Annotated in this window: 2 protein-coding genes and 1 pseudogene; 1 reads left to right on the forward strand and 2 read right to left on the reverse strand. The window is 71.5% G+C overall.

Annotated features, from left to right (window positions below; all coding sequences use genetic code 11):
* Positions 1-102: 102 nt before the first annotated feature.
* Entirely contained in the window at positions 103-348 is a 246-nt protein-coding gene (locus tag AC27IO_RS22655) for a hypothetical protein (protein ID WP_272564034.1), read from the reverse strand.
* Positions 349-428: 80 nt separating this feature from the next.
* Here AC27IO_RS22655 and ylqF point away from each other — a divergent pair, with 80 nt between their 5' ends.
* Positions 429-1,442: a ribosome biogenesis GTPase YlqF gene (ylqF, locus tag AC27IO_RS22660; protein WP_284403458.1), complete on the forward strand. Its 1,014-nt coding sequence runs from the start codon at positions 429-431 to the stop codon at positions 1,440-1,442.
* A gap of 82 nt (positions 1,443-1,524) precedes the next feature.
* Here the strand turns inward: ylqF and AC27IO_RS22665 are convergent.
* Positions 1,525-2,656, reverse strand: a pseudogene (locus AC27IO_RS22665) (WD40 repeat domain-containing protein); the annotation flags it as partial.

A 2,656-nucleotide genomic window follows, 5' to 3' on the forward strand; every position in this document is an offset into this window, starting at 1 on the left:
CGCCCCCGGGCAGGTCGGCCGCGGGGGCGGGCACCGCAGCGATCGGGAACGGGGCGGCCGGCCCGCGGGCGGCGGCTTCCTGCGTCAAGTCGCTGCTCCCCCTCAGTAGCGCCGGCGGCCCCCATAGCGGCGCATGGCGTAGCGCACGAGGAACGCGCCGCCCAGCACCAGGGCGAACCAGCCCACCAGGGAGGCCTGCCGCATCATGTCCGCCACGCTGGACGACCGCGCCACGTAGGGTGCCAGCAGCACGATGAGGCCGATGAGCGCGCAGGTCACGCCCTTGAACAGCAACTCCTTGTCGTGCTTCTGATCGGGGCGGTGAACGGGGGGTGGGGGAAGGGGCATGTAGGCCAGTGCGGAAGGTGAAGACAGGGCCGATTATCCTTGTCGCCCTCGAACCCCCTCAAAAAAGCGAAAGACTCTCCATGGCCATCCAGTGGTTTCCCGGTCACATGCACCTCACGCGCAAGGCGATCGGCGAGCGCATCAAGGACATCGACGTGGTGATCGAACTGCTGGATGCGCGCCTGCCCGGCTCCAGCAGCAACCCGTTGCTGGCCGAGCTGACCGGGCACAAGCCGGCGGTCAAGGTGCTCAACAAGCAGGACGTGGCCGACCCCGCGCGCACGCCGCTGTGGCTCGACTGGTACAACGCCCGGTCGGAGACGCGCGCCATCGCGCTCGATGCCTCCGAGCCCGCGCCGGCCCGGCGCCTCATCGATGCCTGCCACCAGCTGGCGCCGCAGCGCGGCGGCATGGCCAAGCCGATGCGGGTGCTGATCTGCGGCATTCCGAACGTGGGCAAGTCCACGCTCATCAACACGCTCAGCCAGAAAAGCCAGGCCAAGACGGGCGACGAGGCCGGCATCACCAAGCTGGAGCAGCGCATCACGCTGGCCGACGACTTCTACCTGTGGGACACGCCCGGCATGCTGTGGCCGCGCATCACCGTGCCCGAAAGCGGCTTCAAGCTGGCCGCCAGCGGCGCCATCGGCCGCAATGCCTACGACGAGGAGGAGGTGGCGCTGGAACTGATCGGCTACCTCAAGCAGCACTACGTGCCGCTGATGGAGGCGCGCTACAAGCTGGGCCTGCCGGCGGGCGCGGTGGGCAACCTGCAGGACGAAGAGATCCTGGAGGCCGTGGCCCGCAAGCGCGGCGCCATCATGGCGGGCGGCCGCGTCAACCTGCAAAAGGCGGCCGAGCTGGTGATGACGGACTTTCGCACCGCCATCCTGGGCCGCATCACGCTGGAGACGCCCGAGGAGTTCGAGGTCTGGCAGGCCGAGGGCGCCCGGCAGGAAGCCTTGCGCGCCGCCAAGAAGGAAGCCCGGGGCCGCAAGCGCGGCAGCCGGGGCGGCGACGATGGCAATGGCCAGGGCGATTCGCAGGCGCCGGAGAGCGATGGCGATGGGGGCGGGGACGGCGGCGGGGATTGACGCCCGGGCCTGCCGGTTTTGAGTCAAAACCGGCCCATGCCCTAGTATCGATTGCCTGCGTTGCTATTAAATATATAGCAAATCACGGGGCGTCACCGCTTTGCGCCGTACCCCCGTGCGCCGCATGCAGGCGCTGCTCCAGCTCCGTGAACCAGCGCAGCAGGCGTGCCGCGTGGTCCACCGCATGGCGCGGCAGCGGGTGGCGCGGATCGGACTGCCGCTGGGCGCAGGTGATGCGCACCACCGGTGGCGCGCCGGGGGCGGCGGCCTCGATCTCCAGCTGGTAGGCGGCGTGCGCGTCGTCGGGCGCGTCGCCCGGCGCCTCGGTGCCGCTGCGCCAGCTCAGCTTGAGGGCCAGGCCCCAGGGTTCGCCCTGGTGCATGCAGGGCTGGCGCACGCCGACCCACACGTCGCCCTCCCACCAGCCGTTGCGCTCGGTGCCCCACCAGTCGTTGTATTGCTCGGTGAACACGGGCAACTGCGCCAGTTCCTCGATGCGCGCGGGGGACAACGCCGCCTCCAGCCGCCGCCACACGGGGTGGCCGGCGCGTGACTGGGCCGTGGCCCGGCGGGCGTGGTCGAGCACGCCGTGCCATGCGTGCAGGCAGGCCTGCAGCGCGGCGGGGTCCCCATCCTCGGCCAGCGGTTCCCAGGGGCCGGGCACGCCTGCGGCATAACGCCGGTGCATGACGGCCAGGCCGTCGCTGCGGGGCGGTGGCGGCGGCGCGCGCAGGCGGGCGGTCAGCCGCTGCCACCAGCCCTGGCGTGCAGTGCGGTCGTCGATGGACAGGTGAAAGTCCCAGGTCTTCCACACGGTCATGAACAGGCCGTCGCCGTAGGTGTCGCCCTCGTCGTCCACGTGCTGGCGGCACAGCAGGAAGTCGGTCTGGCCGAACCAGCCGGTGGCTTTCTTGTGGGCGGCATCGAGCAGGCGGGAGCGCAGCAACTGGCGCAGGTGGCTGGCGTGCATGGCGCCGCCCGGGCACAGCGCGGTGTCGCTCGCCAGGTCGGCGGCGATGGCGTCGGGGCTGCGCAGTACGGGCCGGCCGGCGTACAGGGCGGCCCGCACGGCGGCGCGGTCGGGCAGGGCGCCCAGGCGGCCGTCCTCGCCCACGGCCAGGCCGTGCAGGCACGCTGGATCGAAGACGGCGGCCAGTGGCTCCGCAGAGAATGCCGCCAGGTCGTGGCCGCCGAACCGGGGCGCCGAAGGGGTA

Source organism: Acidovorax sp. KNOB132 (assembly GCF_057541515.1).